The 15785-nt window shown below is 62.7% G+C and carries 13 protein-coding genes; 7 read left to right on the top strand and 6 right to left on the bottom strand.

Features of this window, described 5'->3' with window-relative positions; translation table 11 throughout:
* The 3 genes from QMK32_RS04745 to QMK32_RS04755 all read right to left on the bottom strand — a co-directional run bounded on the left by QMK32_RS04745 (position 1) and on the right by QMK32_RS04755 (position 3002).
* Positions 1-684 (bottom strand): GAF and ANTAR domain-containing protein, encoded by a 684-nt coding sequence (locus QMK32_RS04745; RefSeq protein WP_283473349.1) that lies wholly within the window; start codon positions 682-684, stop codon positions 1-3.
* Positions 685-871: 187 nt separating this feature from the next.
* On the bottom strand, positions 872-1954 hold the full coding sequence (locus tag QMK32_RS04750) for a DNA polymerase domain-containing protein (protein WP_283473350.1): 1083 nt from the start codon (positions 1952-1954) through the stop codon (positions 872-874).
* A 1-nt stretch (position 1955) separates the two neighbouring features.
* Positions 1956-3002, bottom strand: a complete 1047-nt coding sequence (locus QMK32_RS04755; RefSeq protein ID WP_269301657.1) for an ATP-dependent DNA ligase — start codon at positions 3000-3002, stop codon at positions 1956-1958.
* Positions 3003-3134: 132 nt separating this feature from the next.
* Between QMK32_RS04755 and lppU the strand changes: the two genes are divergently transcribed.
* The 3 genes from lppU to ilvD are packed head-to-tail and all read left to right on the top strand — an operon-like array spanning position 3135 to position 7009.
* Positions 3135-3740, top strand: coding sequence for an LppU family putative lipoprotein (lppU, locus tag QMK32_RS04760; protein ID WP_283473351.1), 606 nt, complete (start codon positions 3135-3137; stop codon positions 3738-3740).
* 47 nt (positions 3741-3787) lie between these two features.
* Complete coding sequence (locus QMK32_RS04765) at positions 3788-5236, top strand: MFS transporter (RefSeq protein ID WP_283473352.1); 1449 nt, start codon at positions 3788-3790, stop codon at positions 5234-5236.
* A gap of 51 nt (positions 5237-5287) precedes the next feature.
* Entirely contained in the window at positions 5288-7009 is a 1722-nt protein-coding gene (gene ilvD, locus QMK32_RS04770; RefSeq protein WP_269301660.1) for a dihydroxy-acid dehydratase, read from the top strand.
* Between the two features lie 368 nt (positions 7010-7377).
* Here the strand turns inward: ilvD and QMK32_RS04775 are convergent, their stop codons facing one another.
* From QMK32_RS04775 to QMK32_RS04785, 3 genes are all read right to left on the bottom strand, one after another.
* Positions 7378-8034 (bottom strand): chymotrypsin family serine protease, encoded by a 657-nt coding sequence (locus QMK32_RS04775; RefSeq protein WP_283473353.1) that lies wholly within the window; start codon positions 8032-8034, stop codon positions 7378-7380.
* A 78-nt stretch (positions 8035-8112) separates the two neighbouring features.
* Positions 8113-8832, bottom strand: coding sequence for a DUF6319 family protein (locus tag QMK32_RS04780; protein ID WP_283473354.1), 720 nt, complete (start codon positions 8830-8832; stop codon positions 8113-8115).
* Between the two features lie 46 nt (positions 8833-8878).
* The gene (locus QMK32_RS04785; RefSeq protein ID WP_283473355.1) at positions 8879-9118 is read right to left on the bottom strand and encodes a TetR family transcriptional regulator C-terminal domain-containing protein; all 240 of its coding nucleotides are present in this window, start codon (positions 9116-9118) and stop codon (positions 8879-8881) included.
* A gap of 158 nt (positions 9119-9276) precedes the next feature.
* On the opposite strand from QMK32_RS04785, the gene QMK32_RS04790 reads away from it, so the two are divergent.
* The 4 genes from QMK32_RS04790 to QMK32_RS04805 all read left to right on the top strand — a co-directional run bounded on the left by QMK32_RS04790 (position 9277) and on the right by QMK32_RS04805 (position 15742).
* Positions 9277-10758, top strand: a complete 1482-nt coding sequence (locus QMK32_RS04790; protein ID WP_283473971.1) for an MFS transporter — start codon at positions 9277-9279, stop codon at positions 10756-10758.
* Between the two features lie 184 nt (positions 10759-10942).
* Positions 10943-13288, top strand: coding sequence for a glycerol-3-phosphate 1-O-acyltransferase (locus tag QMK32_RS04795; protein ID WP_283473356.1), 2346 nt, complete (start codon positions 10943-10945; stop codon positions 13286-13288).
* Entirely contained in the window at positions 13288-14715 is a 1428-nt protein-coding gene (locus tag QMK32_RS04800) for an HAD-IB family hydrolase (RefSeq protein ID WP_283473357.1), read from the top strand. The genes QMK32_RS04795 and QMK32_RS04800 overlap by 1 nt, the downstream gene beginning before the upstream one ends.
* A complete protein-coding gene (locus QMK32_RS04805; protein ID WP_283473358.1) occupies positions 14708-15742 on the top strand; it encodes an adenylate/guanylate cyclase domain-containing protein in 1035 nt (344 codons plus the stop codon). The genes QMK32_RS04800 and QMK32_RS04805 overlap by 8 nt, the downstream gene beginning before the upstream one ends.
* Positions 15743-15785 lie beyond the last annotated feature (43 nt).

Genomic DNA, 15785 nt, shown 5'->3' on the forward strand with positions numbered 1-15785 from the left:
CTAAGCCTTGGCGTTCGTCTCGGCATCGGCCACCACACGGTCGGCGATATCGGCGAGCTTCGTGTTCGTCTCCTGCGACAGTTTCGACAGCAACGCGAACGCCTCTTGCGCGCCGAGCTTGTACCTCTCCATGAGCATGCCTTTGGCCTGCCCGATGATGTCGCGGCTGGTCAAGGCGGCACGAATCTGCTGTTCCTCACGGGCAGTGGAAAATGCTATTGCGGCGTGCGCGGCGAACAGAGAACCGATCGACTCCGCGTCCACACCGAACGCATGCACCCGCGACGAGTGGAGGTTGAGCGCCCCGAAGTTGTAGCCCTCCACATAGAGCTGAAAACAGATCATCGATTTTACACCGAGCGCGGAAGCCTCGTCGGCGAAACGCGGCCATCGGGTATCGGCATCCATATCGTCGATCCGAATAGTGCGCTGTTCGATGGCCGACTCCAGGCATGGGCCTTCACCCAACTGCTCCTGAAGGGAATCACACGCGGCCGCGACGTCGCCGGACAGGGCGGCGCTGTACACGAACTTGCCCTGCAGCACCGTGGTGATGCTGGCATATTCGGCAGCGGGCACGTTCACGACCGCGGACTCGGTGATCGCAGCGAGAACCTTGTCCGGATCATGGTGCTGACGACGCAAATCCCGCGCGACTGCGGCCAGTCGTCGACTCAGATCCATGTCGAATGGCATCCGCGTCGGCAACTCTGTACCAAGAACCTGCTCACTGATGGGAATCACCTCCGCGAACACCGATCGGCTTTCGACCGGCCAAAAATGGAATCTTAGCGCCCGACACAGCACGTGTTACCAGCGATGAACTGATCGGCGAACAGAGATGGCAGTTCGGCGGTTCCATAATCCTCACCTATTCGATGCGGTTTCCATGCTCGTCCCAATGCTCGGCAACTTTCTTCGACGGCTGCACCCGTGGCGGTTCACCGGGCATCTTGGGGTAGTCGGGCGGAAAGTTGAGCTCACCACCAGGCAGGGTGTGCCACAGCTCCAGAAGAGGCTCGAGCGAGTACGCCTGGGAATCCATCTCCTCCCACGGGTCCCCGTCCTCCAGGTGTCCGAGGACGGTCGTGATGTTGTAGTCACGAGGATCGGTGACGGCCGCCAACTGCGACCACGTCAAAGGCGTACTCACCGGCGCTCCCGGCCGAGCTCGAGGACTCCACGCGCTCGCGATGGTTCGGTCACGATTGTTCTGGTTGTAGTCGAGGAAGATTCGTTCGCCGCGTTCCTCTTTCCACCACTTCGTCGTCACACCGTCGTCACGCCGTTCCAGCTCACGTCCGAGTCCGATAGCCGCATGCCGTACCTGCTCGAACGTGTACTCCGGTCGAATGCGAACGTAGATATGGATCCCCCGATTACCGCTCGTCTTGGGATACCCGCGAAGACCGAGTTCGGCCAACAGCTCGCGGGTCACCTCCGCCACCCGCTGCGCATCGGCGAAGGTCGTACCGGGCTGCAAATCCAGGTCGAGCCGAAGCTCATCGGGGTGGTCCAGATCCGGCTTCCGCACCGGCCAAGGATGAAAGGTCAGCGTGCCCATCTGCGCCGCCCACACCAACGCGGCAGATTCACTCGGACACAGTTCGTCTGCCGTACGGCCACTCGGGAACGTGACCTTCACTGTCTCGATCCAGTCGGGCGCGCCTTTGGGCAACCGCTTCTGATAGAAGCCGTCACCCTCTTTGTCCTGCGGCCCGAGCGCAAGCCTCATACCCTCACGAAAGCCGTCGGGCCACCGTTCCATGGCAATCGGCCGTGCGCCGACAGCCCGCAGAAGCGGCTCACCGACCGCCGCGAAGTACTCGCAGACAGCCAACTTGGTGATCGCCGGAGTTCGGTCGGTTGCCTCGTAGATGACGCGGTCGGGGCTCGACACACGCACTTCACGCCCACCCGCGTCTACGAACGCCGGCGGCGTCTTCGCGGCCATCTCAGTTACCTCCCGCGATGACATCGGCCACGTCGTACCGCACCGGAACCTCCAACTGCTCGTACGTGCACGACATCGGATCCCGGTCCGGTCGCCACCGAAGGAATCTCGCCGCATGCCGAAGCCGCTCGCCCTCCATCTGGTCGTAGGCAACTTCGACGACGCGTTCTATTCGAAGCGGCACCCAGCTGCGATCCTTGTTCGAAGTCCATCTGTTCGCCTGCGCGTCGGAGACCACATCCTCCCCTACGCGCAGAGGCGCAAGCTCGTCGAGCAATTCCACCCGTCGCTTGTCGGTAAACGCCGACGCACCGCCGATCATCCGGAGCTGGTCGCCGTCGTACAGGCCCAGCAGCAGAGACCCAATTCCCTTACCCGACTTGTGAACTCGATATCCGATGAGAGCGCAGTCTGCCGTCCGCGCGTGCTTGACCTTGATCATCTCTCGCTTGTTCGGCAGATACAGGCCGTCGAGCTTCTTGGCGACAACGCCGTCGAGGCCTGCACCCTCGAATCTTTCGAACCAATCCTCGGCAGTGGCCGCATCGTCGGTGGCACTGGTGACCTGGCATTGCGTGCCACCCACGACGGACTCGAGAAGCTGGGCGCGACGGCTGCGAAACGGCTCGCCCGTCATATCCGTCGAGCCGAGCGCCAAAAGGTCGAAGCCCACGAACATCGACGGCGTCTTCTCTGCCAGCATCTTCACTCGACTGTCGGCCGGGTGAATCCTCTCCGACAGCGCATCCCAGTCGAGTCGCGTCCGACCGTCGATCTCACGTGGCACCACGATCTCGCCGTCGACGACGATCCGATCGGGCAGTTCACGACGAACTGCGTCGATCAACTCGGGGAAATATCTCGCTAGATTCTTGCCGCCGCGAGAGCCGAGTACGACCTCGTCTCCGTCGCGGAAGACGATGGAGCGGAAGCCGTCCCACTTGGGCTCGTACGACCATTCGGCGTCCCCATCGGCAGGCTGCTTGGGTACTGCCTTGGCCGCCTTGGCGAGCATCGGCTGGAGAGGCCACGCGAGAGGTAGGTCCACCTGGTCGATCTTGCCTCATACCACCGACAACCACGTGGAAAAAGATCGGCAGAGTGTCACTTTGCCGGGTCGTCGGATACTTTTACCGGACCGCGTTCGATGTTCACTCGAAAGAATTCAGGATCTTAGAAGATGACCACCTCATGCCGTCCACTTCGTGGCGCCGTCCGCAATTTCTTCGCGGTGTCGGCCGCCTTGGCGTGTGCAACGTCGATCGTTGCGAGCTGTAGCTCCGACATCACTCCTCGGGCGATTCCGGCCGCCGACGCCGGTCCGAATCCCACTACAGCAACGACATCGAGGCCCCCTCCCGCTCAGGAAGACATCGACATCGACATCGACGTAGAGATCGGCGAGTGCGTCGAGCTCGGTGGCACATTCGACGATGCCGACATCGACAACGCGACGTGCGGCAGCCCCGCCTCCAACTACAAGGTGATCGCGAAAGCCCCTTCCGGTGACGAGTGCATCAGCGACGCAGACCAGTACTACTACGAAACCTTACGAGGCGTCGAGCAGGGAGCACTGTGCCTGGACGTCGACTGGGTGGTCGGTGGATGCATGGAGGTCTCCGGTGACGACCCGGTGCGAGCCGACTGCACGACGCCCGGCACAGAGACGGTTCGAGTCGTAGAAATCTTGCCCGGCACCACCGAGGTGAACGACTGCTCGGATCCTGCCACCAGTGGCTACGCCTACGACGAGCGCAACTTCATCGTCTGCGTCGAGGATCTGTAGCTCGAATTCGACGTGTCTCGAGCAGCGATCGGTGCCAGACTGCGCACGTGAGCGCTGAAGCGTCGGTCCCACTGGCGTCCTCGCGGGGACGTTGGATCGTCGCCGCCACCGTCCTCGGTTCCTCACTGGCGATGCTCGACGGCACCGTCGTCAACGTCGCCCTGCCGGACATCGCTCGGGATCTCGATTCCGGTGTCTCCGGGCTGCAATGGACGATCAGTGGATACACGCTGACTCTCGCGTCGCTCATTCTGTTGGGCGGCGCACTGGGCGATCGGCTCGGCCGTCGCAAGGTGTTCATCTGGGGCACCGTCTGGTTCGCGCTCGCGTCGATTCTGTGCGGACTCGCCCCGAACATCGAGGTGCTGATCGCTGCCCGGCTGGTCCAGGGAGTCGGCGCTGCGCTACTGACTCCGGGCAGTCTTGCTCTCATCTCGGCCTCGATTCACCCCGACGACCGCGGCGCCGCAATCGGCCTGTGGTCCGGGCTCGGCGGCGTCGCATCGGCCGTCGGCCCGCTGCTCGGTGGATGGCTCGTCGAAATTGCCGGGTGGCGCTCGGTGTTCATGCTCAACATTCCGCTGGCCATCGTCGTCGTATGGGTCGCGCGCAAACACGTGCCGGAGAGCAGCGACCCGAATGCACACGGTCGGCTCGACCTCCCCGGCGCCGCAGTCGTCGCGCTCGCACTCGGCCTACTCACCTTCGGGTTCATCGAATCGTTGTGGGTCTTCGTCGGCCTCGGAGTCGTGGCCCTCGCAATCTTCGTCGTCATCGAGCTGCGAACGAAAAACCCACTGGTTCCGCCGTCGCTCTTCGCTTCCAGACTCTTTCTCGCGGCCAACCTCGTCACGTTGGCTGTCTACGCGGCGCTGGGTGGAGTGTTCTTCCTGCTGATACTGCAATTACAACTGGCGTTGGACTACTCTCCGATCGCAGCCGGTGTCGCCACATTGCCGATCACCATTCTCATGCTGACCCTCTCTTCTCGCACCGGCCGCCTGGCCCAGCGCATCGGTCCGCGGATGCCGATGACGATCGGGCCGCTCGTCGCAGCGGTCGGCCTGCTGCTGATGCTGCGCATCGAACCGGGCTCGACCTATCTCCTCCACGTCTTCCCCGCCGTCCTGGTGTTCGGTCTCGGACTGTCGTTGCTCGTCGCACCACTGACCGGCGCTGTACTCGGCGCCGTCTCCTCCGATCGGGCCGGTACCGCCTCCGGCGTCAACAATGCCCTCGCGCGAACCAGCCAACTGTTAGCCGTCGCCGCACTGCCCGGGCTCGCCGGTATCTCGGGCGTGGACTACGACAACCCCGCCGTATTCTCCGCAGGTTTTCACACGGCAATGGTCATCTGCGCTGGCCTACTCGTCCTCGGAGCGATCGTCGCGGCGGCGATGATCAGGGGCGAGCGTCGCGCCGATCCCGAATCCGTCGACTGCCTCCCGCATTGCGACGTGTCGTCCCCGGCGGTGACTCCGCGACAGCAGGTTTAGGCTTGCCCTTGGATAACAGCCCCCTATCCACGCAAACAGGTCAGGAGTGTCATGTCGACCCCGCAGGATTATTCGGACAAACAGTCACCGGACGTCAAGCCCCGTAGCCGAGACGTCACGGACGGTTTGGAGAAGACCGCTGCGCGCGGCATGCTTCGAGCCGTCGGGATGGGTGACAAGGACTGGGGCAAATCTCAGATCGGCGTCGCGTCGTCGTGGAACGAGATCACCCCATGCAACCTCTCGCTCGAGCGCCTCGCCAAAGCCGTGAAGGTCGGCGTGCACGCCGCCGGCGGTTATCCGCTCGAATTCGGCACCATCTCGGTGTCCGACGGCATCTCCATGGGTCATGAAGGCATGCACTTCTCGCTGGTATCTCGCGAGGTGATCGCCGACAGCGTCGAGACCGTCGTCAGCGCCGAGCGGCTCGACGGATCGGTACTTCTCGCCGGCTGCGACAAATCACTGCCCGGCATGCTGATGGCTGCCGCAAGACTCGACCTTGCCAGCGTCTTCCTCTACGCCGGTTCTACGCTGCCCGGTTTCGCAACGCTGTCCGACGGCAGCGAGCACCAAGTCACCATCATCGACGCGTTCGAAGCCGTCGGTGCCTGCTCACGCGGACTGATGTCGCGCGCCGACGTCGACACCATCGAGCGCGCAATCTGCCCCGGTGAAGGTGCCTGCGGCGGCATGTACACCGCCAACACGATGGCCAGTGCCGCAGAAGCCATGGGCATGTCACTGCCGGGCAGCGCATCCCCGCCCGCGCCGGACCGTCGACGCGACGGATTCGCCCACGCAAGCGGTGAAGCCGTCGTCGAGCTCCTTCGCCGCGGAATCACCTCACGCGACATCATGACAAAAGAAGCATTCGAGAACGCGATCGCTGTCGTCATGGCCTTCGGCGGATCGACCAATGCCGTGCTGCACCTACTGGCCATCGCCCACGAAGCAGAAGTCGAACTCACCCTCGACGACTTCGTCCGAGTCGGTGCCAAAGTTCCACACCTCGCCGACGTCAAGCCGTTCGGCAAGCACGTCATGACCGACGTCGACGCCATCGGTGGCGTCCCAGTGGTCATGAAAGCACTGCTCGACGCGGGGCTCATGCACGGCGACTGCCTCACCGTCACCGGAAAGACCGTGGCCGAGAACCTCGCTCACATCGCACCCCCGGACCCCGACGGCAAGGTGTTGCGCGCACTCGACAAGCCCATCCATCCGACCGGCGGCATCACCATCCTCAAGGGCTCCCTCGCTCCCGGGGGTGCCGTCGTCAAATCCGCCGGATTCGATTCCGACGTATTCACCGGCACTGCAAGGGTTTTCGAACGTGAACGCGCCGCAATGGACGCACTCGAAGACGGCACCATCGCCGCAGGTGACGTCGTCGTCATCCGCTACGAAGGACCCAAGGGCGGCCCAGGCATGCGCGAAATGCTCGCCATCACCGGCGCCATCAAGGGCGCAGGCCTCGGTAAAGACGTCCTGCTACTCACCGACGGCCGCTTCTCCGGAGGCACCACAGGCCTCTGCGTCGGTCACGTCGCACCCGAAGCCGTCGACGGTGGCCCAGTGGCCCTCGTACGCGACGGCGACCAGATCCGCCTCGACGTCGGCAAAGGCACACTGGACCTACTCGTCGACGAAGAAGAACTCGAACAGCGTAAGCAGGGTTGGGAGCCACTACCTCCCCGCTACACGCGTGGTGTGCTGGCGAAGTACGCCAAACTTGTCGGCTCGGCATCCCAGGGTGCCGTGCTCATCTAGCTCCTCGCGCCGGTCGGCGGGTTCGTCGGCCGGCGGGTTCGTCGGCCGGCGGGTTCGTCGGCCGGCGGGTTCGTCGGCCGGCGGGTTCGTCGGCCGGCGGGTTCGTCGGCCGGCGGTTGCGTCGGCCGGCGGTTGCTTGAATGGCCATCTCAAGCTAACCAATCGTATGAATGTGACATTGAAGCGATGGGGGCTCCGGTCGGCGATGGGGGCTGCGGTCGGCCGGCGGTGGCGATGACCGAAGTGAGCCACCGCAACCTTCACCCCTCGAACAATGCCCCACTGCGAGCGTGAGAGCCGAGAAACACGAGTGGGCCGTCGCAACAGTCGAAACTGTCGCGACGGCCCACTCGGGCAAGAAGGATGCGTTAAGGAATCGGGCTGAACCCGGTTCCTACTGCGTTTCCTGCGTTGATGTGACGAAGAATCGCATCGATGTTGGTACCGACCTCGGGTCCGAAGCAGGCGATGCCGAGGTAGGCGTTGACCATGCCGACCAGCGTTGTACCCACGACGACCGGGCTTCCCGAATCACCTTCGACGACGCACAGCTGAGACCAGGTCTCTTGGGACTGCAGAATGTCGCCGTACGCAATACCGCACGTGTTGCCGGTGGTGCGGCCCTCTTTGCACACGATGTTGGGGAATGACGTCGGCGGGCCGACGTTGGTGATGGTGACGTTCCCGATGCGGTTGACTGGAATGACCTTGGCGCGGTCGAACTCGATGACGGCGTAGTCGTACTCAGGGTTGGAGAATGCGATGCGGCCTACGACTCCGGCATCGGTGTTGGCCTCGGCCGCGATTGTTGCACCCGCGCCACCGCAGTGACCAGCGGTAATTCCGACCAGGCGACCTGCTGCGTCGTTACCGATCGTGGTGAGCGTGCACTCGGCACTGTTGCCCACGATGATTCCGGAGCCCCCTCCCAGAACCGCCGGAGCTGCAGCAGATGCGGTCCCTACCCCGACACTGGCTGCAACGGCGGCGGCCGCGACGACAACCAGCATGAACTTCTTCAACAATGTATTCCCTCTCCAGCGGTGTCCGCAGACACTAGCAATAAGTAGCACCGATGGACGAGTGCGCGGGGAAATTTGTTTTCACTCCGTTTCCTTCTGCTCCAGTGCAGCGAGCGTGGATCGTGCTACCTCGAGTTGCCGGCTCAGTTCTGCCACGCGTTGTGCTGCTTCCTCGCGTGCGTGTGAGATGACAGCCTCGACGGCGTCCCGTGCCGAGTCGTCGCCGAGTTCGCGTACGGCACGCGAGACCGACTCCGGCGAAACCGGCTGCGCCTTGCCCGGGCGACGCGCACCGTGCGTGACTGTTACCGACCAATCGTTGTCCTGGCCGGCATGGATAGTGACGCTGACGCTGTCGGGGCCTTTCTTGCCCTTTCGCGCTGCAGGCGGCTTCGGAGCCACAGCCGGTCGCGACGGCGCAGGTACCGGCTTGACAGCAGTAGCTTTGACCGGTTTGGGGGGCGCCACAGGTTCGGTCCACTCGGCTATCTCGACCTTTGCCGGTGCCGGCTTGGCGGCCTGGGGTGCGGCCTTGGCGACCTCCGACGCCGGGTTGCGCGTCATTCGCAGTTCCTCGGCCTCGAACGGAAGCTCGTCGTTGACGCCCTTCGGCGAGATGGTGACGGTGTTGCCTTCCACGGACACGACCTTGGCAGAAGTGCCTTCGGGGAGTCCGAGGCTCGGTGTTGCCTCGATCAGGTAAACGGTGGCGCGCCGCCCCCCGGCGACCGCGGCGGCGAGGCTTTCCAGGTTTTCAGGCGTGAGTGCGTCGGTCTTCGGCGATCGTCTACGCGGTGGCATCCAAGCGGCCTCTCTCGAAAGTGTTTGCGAACACTGTCCCACAGACTCAGGCGGGACTGTACCCAGCTAGGAAGTCGTCGACGATTCTTGCGCACTGCACTGGCCCCAGCGGAGTCAGTGTCGCCAGTTCGGTGAACAGGATCGGACCGAGAAGCTGCGCGACCACGAGGTCGAAGTCGACCTGACCGAGCCGCTCTCTGGCTTCCTCGGTATGAAGTACCTGATCGAAGGGCACCCGATACTGCTCCACGAATCGAGCGCGCAGGCCGGGAGCGTCTGGTGGCATTGCTCGTCGCGCAGGCGACGATGATCGACGACGTCCCGATGCACGCGCAACGAGCCCTCCGTCAGCACTGCGGGAACCGGCCCGAGCAAAACCGTTGGTTTCGCTACGATACCGCCAGTCTCGTTCAGCCGGGGAAGAACTTCGTGACTCGTACTCAAATGTGGATGCTCACCGTCTCGTGCATGGCCGTGGCGCTGGTGGTCTCGGCCATGGCGGCCCTCAACACCGCACTGGGGGACATCGCGCGCGACACCGGCGCGACTCAGGCCCAGCTCACCTGGATCGTCGACGGGTACACCCTCACGTTGGCGTGCCTACTCCTCCCGGCCGGAGCCCTCGGCGATCGCTACGGCCGACGTCGCATGCTGGTCCTCGGGCTCCTACTTTTCGGAGCGGCATCCACAATGCCGATCCTCGTCGACAGCCCCGAATGGCTGATCGCTACCCGCGGGGCTGCCGGAGTCGGCGCGGCCTTGGTCATGCCGGCGACGCTAGCGTTGATCACCGCCGAGTTCGACCCACACACGCGCTCCCGCGCTGTCGGGATCTGGGCAGGCGTCGCAGGCTCGGGCGCCGTGGCCGGCCTCCTCACCTCGGGCCTCCTCCTCGAACTATGGTCTTGGCACTCGATCTTTTTTGCTCTCGCCCTCGTATCCGTGGTGGTCACCGTACTGGCATGCACGCTGCGCCCCTCGAGCGCTCCCACGGCCGATCCGTTCGATGTCCCAGGCGCCGTTCTGATCGCGGCTGCGGTGGCACTCTTCGTGTTCGGTGTCATCGAGGGGCCTGCTCGGGGGTGGTCGCATCCGCTCGTTCTCATCGGACTGGTTGCCGGCCTTGCCGCAGCCGGGGCGTTCGCTGTCGTCGAGTCGCGCCGGTCCCACCCACTTCTCGATGTCCGACTGTTCCGGGGCCGAGCCTTCGCCGTGGGATCGGTGTCGTTGCTACTACAGTTCCTCGCGACCTTCGGGCTGTTCTTCCTCATCGTTCAATACCTGCAGCTGGTCCTCGACTATTCGCCTTTACAGTCCGCGGTCGCATTGGCGCCCATCGCAGCACCCGTGCTCGTACTGTCGGTGCTGTCGCCGTGGTTGCTGCGCCTCGTCGGCTTGCGCGTCCTCACAGCAGCCGGCCTGACCGTACTTTCGGCGTCTCTGTTCTTGCTCACGCGCCTCGGTATCGACTCCGACTACATCGACGTCGCGGTGCCGTTGGTCATCGCCGCGATCGGGATCGGCCTCTGCACGGCACCTGCTACCTCGGCAATCGTGTCCAATACTCCCGAGGACAAACAGGGAGTCGCATCCGCGGTCAACGACGCGGCCCGAGAGATCGGAGCAGCAATCGGCGTCGCTCTGGCCGGAAGTGTTCTGGCCGTAGGTTATTCGAGATCGATCGAACCGACAGCGGCCATGGCTCCACCCGAGGCGCAGCAAGCTATCGGAGACTCGTTGGCCTCGTCCCTGGCCGTAGCAGAGATGACCGGACCCCAAGGTGCGAGACTGGAGACACTTGCTCGGGAAGCGTTCGTATCCGGAATGCACGAGGCGTCGATAGCGCTCGGCGTCGTCCTGAACTTCGCCGCAGCCTTGACGGCAGCGTGGGCACCGAGCAGGAAAGCCCAAAGGATTTTGGTGTAACTTAAAGTATCAGTTACTTTGGTTAACACTTAAACGGATAGCCGAAGAACCACCACTACTCAATCGACCATACGTGAAGTCCGGGCAGCACACGCGGTACGGGATCGGTATCGGAAACCCACTGATCTACCAGAGCTTCCGCGTAGCCTGACATGCGTGCCTGCGTTAGGCACGGAACAGGAGCATGTCGGTGTACCACGTCGATTCGCGTTTACAGAAGACCAACGATGGCCAGCAGGTTTATCTTCTGGACGCTGCCTCGACACTCGAGGTTCAGGCTTTGAACCAGTGGATCGACGCAACGACTGCGGAAGGCACCCCACGTCCCCCGTCGGTCGTTCTGTCCGGTGAAGCATCGCACCAAGTCGCCGACACGGTTCGCGGCATCGCCGAAGACCCGCTTCTCGTGCCACTGAGAGTGACGCTGACAGAGAAGAAGCGCGGCAGCATCCTCTACCGGATATTCAAACCGCGCGGCAATTCGATGCCCACCAAGGCATGGGATCGCTGGGTTGCGGGCGAAGACCCGGATCATTCGGCAGTCCTGGTCGGCGAGCCGGCGACGCTCAGCGATCTGCAGTCGAGGTTCGATCGGGTGGGTGGAACTTCGCTCTCATCCTTCATTCATAGACAGGCCAGCCTCGCGCTCGATCGCGCCGAGCGTGACGTCATCGGTTCCGAGTACAAGATCCCGCGTTTCGTCGTCGAGGACATGACGGAGCAGAAGAAGTTCCATGACGGGATGCAAGACCTCGCCACCAAGGTCGGCGAGAACATCGCCGACGTCGAACGTCGCGTGCACAAGATTCTGGACGAGATGGTCGCCACCGAGACTCGACGGGCGGTGGAAATGTGGGGAACGCTCGGCGCGTATTTCTCGCGGGCATACCGCGTCGACGTCGACCGGACTGGGTTGCAGAAGGTTCGCGAACTCAACAAAAGCTATCCGCTGGTCTTCCTCCCGAACCACCGTTCCTATCTCGACCCCCTGGTCCTTCGACCAGCGCTGCTCGCGGAAGGTCTCCCACTCAACCATGTGATGGGCGGAATCAACGTCGGATTCTGGCCGCTGGGCCCGATAGCCAAACGCAGTGGCGTTGTACTCATCCAACGCAAGTTCTCCGACGAGATCTACAAGTGGACGCTGCGTCAGTACATGAGTTTTCTGCTGAGCAAACGCTTCAACCTCGAGTGGTACATCGAGGGTGGACGCAGCCGAACGGGCAAACTACGGCCACCGCGGTTCGGCTTGCTCACCTACCTCGTCGATGCACTCGAGAACAGCGACGCCGAGGATGTATATCTGGTCCCGACCTCGATCACCTACGACCGCTTGCACGAGGTCGGTGCCATGGCTGCGGAGTCGCATGGCGCGAAGAAGCAGGCAGAAGGCATTCGAATGGCGCTCGGATACGTTCGCGCGCAGGGCAAACTACGCGGAAACGTATACCTGACGTTCGGCGAGCCGATCTCTGTCCGATCCATCGTCGATGCAAGCGAGGACAAGCGCGTTGCGGTCCAGCGGATCGCCATCAGCGTCGCGCACGCCATCAACAATTCGACACCGGTCACCCCGGCGGCACTGGTGACGATGGCATTGCTCGGCATCGAAGACCGGGCATTGAACGTCCACGAGATGTGGGCCATCATCGCCCCACTCGCTTCGTACATCCGCCGGCGCGGGTTGCCCACGGCAGGTGGTGTCGATATCAGCGAGGTCGACGTGGTGCGCGCGGCCGTCGTCGCGCAGGTGGCGGCGGGTGTTGTCAAGAGATTCGACGACGGCCCCGAGCCGGTGTTCTACCTTGCTCAGGACAAACATCTGGTCGCAGCATTCTTCCGCAACAACGCAATTCACTACTTCGTCATGCGTGCGATCGGCGAACTGGTCACCTTGCCGGATCAGGGTCAGACAACGGCATCGACGCCGGAGTCGATGTGGGCGTCCGCACTCGCACTGCGTGACCTGCTGAAATTCGAATTCTTCTTCGGTGACAAAAAGGAGTTCGGTGAACGACTCGAGACCGAAGTCGAACTCATCGATCCGAACTGGCGAGCCAACCTGTCCGACCCCGATTACGCAGTGCAACAACTTCAATCACAGGACTTGCACCTCGCACACCGCGTTCTGCAGCCGATCATGGAGGCATATCAGGTCGTTGCGGATCAGTTGATGCTGCTGCCGGTGGATTCGGAGTTCGACAAGCCTGTCTTCATCGCCCAATGCTTGGGTGCCGCTCAGACCCGTCGCCTGCGACAGCAGCTCGACCACAGCGAGTCCATTTCAGGCGAATTGTTCGACACCGCTCTGCAATTGGCCGAGAACCGCAACCTCATCGATCCCACCGGCGAAAATGTTGCCCAGTGCCGACGCGACTTCGCCCGGGAGATCAACGAATGGGCACGTAAAGCCAGATTGATTCGCGACATGGCTCGTCGTCAGCTGAACGAGGTCGATCCGATCAACTCACCGGACGGCTCGCCTTGCAGTGACACAACGAACAGCGACGAGCCGGGAGAGGAGGGCTGATGACTCAGCTGGCCGATCAGTTGACTGCCATCGCCGAGGCGCCCGCGGGACCGGGCACTGCAGCATTCTTCGATCTCGACGGCACCTTGATCAACGGCTTCTCTGCCAAAGCAGTGTTCCTGGAACGACTGAAGACGCTCGATGTGACGGTGCGCGAACTGTGGGAAATCTCGAGTGCAGTCGTCGAGATGCGAATGCGGAACTCCCCCGTCGACAATTTGATGGGCAAGGCTGTCAGGGGCCTGGAAGGTCGCCGCGAAGAAGACCTGATGACGCAGGCATACACGTTGTTCCGCAACGAGATTGCACCGATGATCTACCCGCAGGCTCGCATTCTCGTCGAAGCGCACCGGCATGCGGGCCATCGCTTGATCATTGCCACGTCGGCAACTCCGTACCAGGCGATTCCGGTACGCGAAGACATGATGTTCGACGAGTTGTTGTGCACGACGCCCGTCGTGACCGACGGGGTTCTGACCGGTGAACTGGTCGGAAATTCGTTGTGGGGACCGAGAAAAGCCCAGGCTGTCACCGACTACGCCGAGCGCGAGAAACTCGATCTCGCAGAGTGCTTCGTCTACTCGAACGGCGGCGAGGACGTCCCGATGCTGCTCGAAGCCGGACGGCCGGTCGCGTTGAATCCTGACGCCGAGCTCGACCGTTATGCAAAGAAGGCAGGGTGGCCGATATTGCGCCTCGAAAGCCCCCGACGTGGAACCGATCTCACTTCGGCAGTTCGCAGCACCGCTGCGATGGGGGCAGTGATCGCCAGCGCCGGCATCGGCATCGGGCTCGGCATCCTCACGCGCAGTCGGCGGACCGGCGCCAACATCACCTCCACCGTCGCACCGGACATCGCCTTGACGCTCGCCGGCATCAAGCTCGACGTCACCGGCACCGAGAATGCCTGGTCCGCGCGGCCCGCAGTGTTCATGTTCAATCATCAAAGCGCGGCCGATTCACTGATCGTCACCTCGATTCTTCGCCGGGACATCACCGCTGTCGCCAAGCGTGAACTCGAGCGCGATCCCAGGTTTGCCCTGCTCGGAATGATTTTCGACGTCGCCTACATCGATCGAGGCGATCCGGCCAAGGCGCGTGAAGCGCTGCTCCCCGCCATCGAGAAATTGCATTCGGGTATCTCGGTCGCGATCGCACCCGAAGGCACTCGAATGCCCACCTCCAGATTGGGACGCTTCAAGAAGGGCGGCTTTCATCTGGCGATGCAGGCCAAGGTCCCCATCGTTCCCATCGTCATCCACAATGCCGGCGACGTGATGTGGAAGAAGGACTTCACGGCGCATTCCGGTACCGTCAAGGTGACCGTCGGCGAACCGATTCCGACCACAGATTGGGAACCGGACAAGCTCGACTCCTACATCGAGGACGTCCGATCGTATTTCGACAGAACGCTGGGATATGACTGAAAATCAGATCAGTTCGGTTGTGCAGACCGAGATCGAGAACACACTTCTCGGTGGCGAACGCAGGTACACGCGGGCCGATATCGCCGAAAAGTCCGGCCTTCCGCTCGAACGAGTGGTGCAGCTGTGGATCGCGATGGGTTTTCCGGTTCACACCGACCCCTCCGCGGTCGTGTACACCGATGCCGATCTCGATGCGCTGCGACTGATCACGAGCCTCACCGATCAGAAAGTGATCAAGCCGGAGATGGAGGTCGCCATCGCGCGTACTCTCGGGCAGTCGATGTCCCGGCTCGCCGAATGGCAGGTGGCCGTGGTCAATTCCCACATTCTGGATCGAATCACCTCTCATACCGCCAGCGAGGACCCGGCCGATCTCGACGCGATTCGACGTGACGCGAGATCCATTGCAGCGCAAACAGTTCCCACTCTCGAAGCCCTGCAGTCCTACACCTGGCGTCGACATCTAGCTGCTACCGCGGGCCGGTCCATCGCCGGCCCGACCGAAGAAACCACCAGCCGCACCCTCGGCGTCGGATTCGCGGACATGGTCGGCTACACCAGCCTGACCCGACGCCTCGGTATCGAGGAACTGACGACTCTGCTCGAGGAGTTCGAGTCGATCGCCACGAACATCATTGCCCGTGGCCGCGGGTCCGTCATCAAGAATGTCGGCGACGAGGTCATGTTCAGTGCGCAGACCGCCGAAGATGCGGCTCACATCGCTCTCGATCTCCAGTATGCGTTCGAGGCACACGGGGACATACCCGAACTCCGTATCGGTTTGGCATGGGGATCGGTGCTCGCCCGGTACGGCGACCTGTACGGCTCGGTCGTCAACATAGCTGCCAGACTTACCAGTTCGGCACATCCGGGAACCATTCTGGTGGACACCGCGATGACCGAGATGCTCGACGGCGACTCGGAGTTCCGCCTCAAAGCCATCAGATCCCTGCGGGTGCGTGGTTTCCACAAACTCAAGCCGCATGCACTGCGCAGAAGCGCGGACGATCAACCGAAGGAACGGTAGCCGTCCGCGGACCGATACCCTGGGGTCTGTCCGCACCACTCGC

Origin of the sequence: Rhodococcus sp. H29-C3 (assembly GCF_030063405.1) — a bacterium.
Classification (GTDB): Bacteria; Actinomycetota; Actinomycetes; order Mycobacteriales; family Mycobacteriaceae; genus Rhodococcoides.

What these genes read in the sequence shown, in the direction of transcription:
- QMK32_RS04745 (WP_283473349.1), bottom strand. Translation starts at nt 684, where the DNA reads ATGGATCTGAGTCGACGACTGGCCGCAGTCGCGCGGGATTTGCGTCGT.
- QMK32_RS04750 (WP_283473350.1), bottom strand. Translation starts at nt 1,954, where the DNA reads ATGGCCGCGAAGACGCCGCCGGCGTTCGTAGACGCGGGTGGGCGTGAA.
- lppU (WP_283473351.1), top strand. Translation starts at nt 3,135, where the DNA reads ATGACCACCTCATGCCGTCCACTTCGTGGCGCCGTCCGCAATTTCTTC.
- ilvD (WP_269301660.1), top strand. Translation starts at nt 5,288, where the DNA reads ATGTCGACCCCGCAGGATTATTCGGACAAACAGTCACCGGACGTCAAG.
- QMK32_RS04780 (WP_283473354.1), bottom strand. Translation starts at nt 8,832, where the DNA reads ATGCCACCGCGTAGACGATCGCCGAAGACCGACGCACTCACGCCTGAA.
- QMK32_RS04785 (WP_283473355.1), bottom strand. Translation starts at nt 9,118, where the DNA reads ATGCCACCAGACGCTCCCGGCCTGCGCGCTCGATTCGTGGAGCAGTAT.
- QMK32_RS04790 (WP_283473971.1), top strand. Translation starts at nt 9,277, where the DNA reads ATGTGGATGCTCACCGTCTCGTGCATGGCCGTGGCGCTGGTGGTCTCG.
- QMK32_RS04795 (WP_283473356.1), top strand. Translation starts at nt 10,943, where the DNA reads ATGTCGGTGTACCACGTCGATTCGCGTTTACAGAAGACCAACGATGGC.
- QMK32_RS04800 (WP_283473357.1), top strand. Translation starts at nt 13,288, where the DNA reads ATGACTCAGCTGGCCGATCAGTTGACTGCCATCGCCGAGGCGCCCGCG.
- QMK32_RS04805 (WP_283473358.1), top strand. Translation starts at nt 14,708, where the DNA reads ATGACTGAAAATCAGATCAGTTCGGTTGTGCAGACCGAGATCGAGAAC.